Genomic DNA, 3182 nt, shown 5'->3' on the forward strand with positions numbered 1-3182 from the left:
GTCGATGGAGGTCTCCGGCCCGAGCGCTGCTCCGGCCGCCAGTCGCTGCTGGGTGCCCCGGGATCGGCAGCGCACAGTGTGCAGCGCCAGGTAGGCGGCCCCGAGGTCGGCGTCGGCCGCGATGTCCGTCTCCGCGATCAGCCGATCCAATCGGGTGAACAGGTACGCGATCCGATGCCAGAAACAGGTGGAGCGCTCGTGGGGCAGCAGATCCATCGCCACCCGCCAACCGTCGCCGGGACGCCCGAGCATCCGGTCGGCCGGGACCACGACGTCGTCGAAGTACACCTCGGCGAACTCGTCGACGCCGTGCATCGTGCGAAGCGGCCTGACGGTGATGCCGGGTGTATCCATATCGACGAAGAAGGCGGTGATCCCGTCGTGGCCCGGAGCGGTGCGGGTGAGCAGGACGCACCGGGACGAGTACTGCGCGAGGCTCGTCCAGACCTTCTGCCCGTTGATCACCCAGCTGTCGCCGCGGGCGACGGCCCGGGTGCTCAGGGATGCCAGGTCGCTGCCCGAACCCGGTTCGGAGAAGCCCTGGCACCACTGTTCGCGGCCGCTGAGCAACAGCGGAACCATCTCCGCGGCCAACTCCGGGCGGGCGTAGGAGATCATCGTCGGGGCGAGAACCTCGATCATGGAATAGATTCCGGGCTCGGCCAGGTCACGGGTGGCGACCTCCTCACCGAGCACCGCCCGCAGCACGGCGGGCCCACCGAGTCCTCCTACCTCGGTGGGCCAGCCGTGCCGCATCCAGCCGGCAGCGTAGAGTGCGCCGCGAACTCGGTTCAGTTGCGCAACCTGCCCGTCGAGAGAGTGATCGGGACCGGGAGACAGGTCGTGCTCGTCGAGCCAGGCGCGTACATCTGCCCGGAACTCTTCGACGTTCATTGCCCCGAACGCTCGAATGCGTGCGGGCGCCCCGAATCGTGAGCTCCGCTGCGACGGATGAACGTCATGGCCCGGGTCTTCAAACGCCACCCGTCGGCAGTCCGGACGTAGGTGTCGTTGTAGTATCCGATTCGCATGTCGTGGGTCGCGTTGTCCACGAAGCACAGCGGCTGGGTCCCGGTCGCCGTGTCGCCGGACAACTCGATGAGGGACGTCCCGGTCATGAACAGCCCCTTGGGGGCTGCCGCGACGAGCTCCGGGAACTGGTCGAGCGGAAAGGCGTCGCCGAAGGCGCTGTAGGTGCCGTCGGGGGTGAACACACCCACCACGCCCTCGACATCACCCTTGGTCATGTTCACCGCGTAACGGGCGAGCAGTTGCTGAATCTCTACCAGGTCGTCAGTTGTGGACATAGACCTTTCCGCCTTTCATCACGAATTGGACATCCTTGGTGACGGTGATGTCCTCCAAGGGATCGCCGGGGACGCCGATGATGTCCGCCAGTAGTCCCTCGGCCAGCCGTCCTCGATCGGTCACCCCCAGCAACTCGGCTGCCGTGATCGTCGCCGCCTGCAGGACCGCCAGGGGCGGGATTCCGCGATCGACGAGAGCGACCAGTTCGTCGGCGTTCTTTCCGTGGGGGATCGCCGGGGCGTCGGTGCCGACCGCGATCTTCACGCCGGCCTTGTACGCGGCCAGCACCGAAGTACGTGCCTTCGGGAACATCTCGGCGGCCTTGGCCTGCAAGTCCGCGGGAGCGTGCGAGATGTCCATGGCGTCGGCCAATCTGGTGGTGGGCACGAGGAACGTGCCCCGCTCCACCATCAGATCGATCGCGTCGTCGTCGATGAGGAAGCCGTGCTCGATGCAGTCGATACCTGCTTCGACGGCCTGGCGCACCGCCTCGGCGCCGTGCGTGTGTGAGGCGACGCGCAGGCCGCGCCGATGCGCCTCATCCACGATCGCGCGCAGTTCCTCGTTGGAATAGTGCTGCGCGCCGGGCGTTCCGGTATGGGACATCACCCCGCCCGAGACGCACACCTTGATCAGCTGTGCGCCGTGCTTGATCTGGTACCGGACTGCCTTGCGTACCTCGTCGACGCCGTTGGCAATGCCCTCCTCGACCGTCAACTCGAGAACGCCGGGGGCGAACGCCGCGAACATCGTGGGATCGAGATGTCCACCGGTCGGCGTGATCGCGTGTCCGGCAGGCACGATCCGGGGTCCGTCGATCCACCCCGAGTCGATCGCCTTGCCGAGTGCGACGTCCAACAGGTAGCCACCGGTCTTGACGAACAACCCCAGGTTGCGGACGGTGGTGAACCCGGCACGCAGCGTGCGGCGGGCATTGCCCACGGCACGCATCATCCGCAAGGGCGGATCGTCCTGCACCGTGGAGTACACGGGCTTTTCGCCGCGACCGCCCATCAGGAGGTTGACCTCCATGTCCATCAGGCCGGGGAGCAGGATCAGATTGCCCAGGTCCAGCACCTCGCCTTCAGGTGTGCCGCCGATGCCGACGATCCGGTCATCCTCGATCCGGAGGATGCCCGGTCGGATGATCTCGCCGGTATCGACGTCGAGAAGTCCGGCCGCCTTCATCGTCAACATGGGGTCAGACCACCGGTTCGGCGGTGATGTCGCACCATGCGGCGCCGCTGTCCGGGACTCGGGGCTGCTTCCAGACCTCGACGGGGAAGGAGACCATGACGAGCGACTGCATGAGGTGGACGAGGGCGCGCGTGTCGTCGGGGAGGTCGTCGAAGGGGAACTTGTCGCTGTAGGTGATCGCGTCCTCGAGGCGGGGGAACGCGGCGTCGTAGAACTGCTGCATCTCGGGCATGGTGGACGCGAGGCGCTTGGCGTAGCGCTCGGGTTCGGTTTCCAGTGCCCAGGCCGCGTAGGGCTCGAGGTCGGCGAATTCAGTTGGAAGCATCGCGGTACTCCTTAACGTAGTCTCCGACGACCTTGTGGAGGTGGCGGAGGAGGATTTCCTGGTCACAGAGGGGGAAGTCGGTGACGGCTTTGGTGCCGATCATGGACTGGGTTGCTTCGAGCGTGTTGGCGTCCTGAAGGGCGTATTCCTTGAAGGTGACGGCGGCGAGTTCGTGAGCGAGGCGTTCGCGGACGGTCTTCGGAGGAACGAAGTAGAGGTTCGCTTCGAAGATGTGGCGGTCGGGTGCGGTGGGCCAGTAGTGGTAGGTCAGGTACCAGCCCGGAGCCCAGATCAGCAGGGTCATGTTGGGGAAGAACTCCCAGGAGTCCTGGCCCCAGACGTCGAACTTGCC

General features: G+C 66.1%; 5 protein-coding genes. All 5 read right to left on the reverse strand.

Going from position 1 to position 3182, the window contains the following annotated elements; all coding sequences use genetic code 11:
* A partial coding sequence (locus tag WAW17_RS13055) for an acyl-CoA dehydrogenase family protein (protein ID WP_422333389.1) occupies positions 1-894 on the reverse strand: 894 nt, incomplete at its 3' end.
* Entirely contained in the window at positions 891-1307 is a 417-nt protein-coding gene (locus WAW17_RS13060) for a nuclear transport factor 2 family protein (RefSeq protein WP_422333390.1), read from the reverse strand. The genes WAW17_RS13060 and WAW17_RS13055, both read right to left, overlap by 4 nt.
* On the reverse strand, positions 1294-2505 hold the full coding sequence (locus tag WAW17_RS13065) for a metal-dependent hydrolase family protein (protein ID WP_422333391.1): 1212 nt from the start codon (positions 2503-2505) through the stop codon (positions 1294-1296). The genes WAW17_RS13060 and WAW17_RS13065 overlap by 14 nt, the downstream gene beginning before the upstream one ends.
* Before the next feature lie 4 nt (positions 2506-2509).
* A complete protein-coding gene (locus WAW17_RS13070; protein ID WP_422333392.1) occupies positions 2510-2830 on the reverse strand; it encodes a hypothetical protein in 321 nt (106 codons plus the stop codon).
* Positions 2817-3182: SRPBCC family protein (locus tag WAW17_RS13075; RefSeq protein ID WP_422333393.1), on the reverse strand; the 366-nt coding region annotated here is incomplete at its 5' end. The genes WAW17_RS13075 and WAW17_RS13070, both read right to left, overlap by 14 nt.

The sequence above is a fragment of the Rhodococcus sp. (in: high G+C Gram-positive bacteria) genome, from assembly GCF_049286785.1.
Taxonomy (GTDB): domain Bacteria; phylum Actinomycetota; class Actinomycetes; order Mycobacteriales; family Mycobacteriaceae; genus Rhodococcus_F.

Coding starts and splice junctions, on each gene's coding strand:
- WAW17_RS13065 (WP_422333391.1), bottom strand. CDS start 2,505: ATGTTGACGATGAAGGCGGCCGGACTTCTCGACGTCGATACCGGCGAG.
- WAW17_RS13060 (WP_422333390.1), bottom strand. CDS start 1,307: ATGTCCACAACTGACGACCTGGTAGAGATTCAGCAACTGCTCGCCCGT.
- WAW17_RS13070 (WP_422333392.1), bottom strand. CDS start 2,830: ATGCTTCCAACTGAATTCGCCGACCTCGAGCCCTACGCGGCCTGGGCA.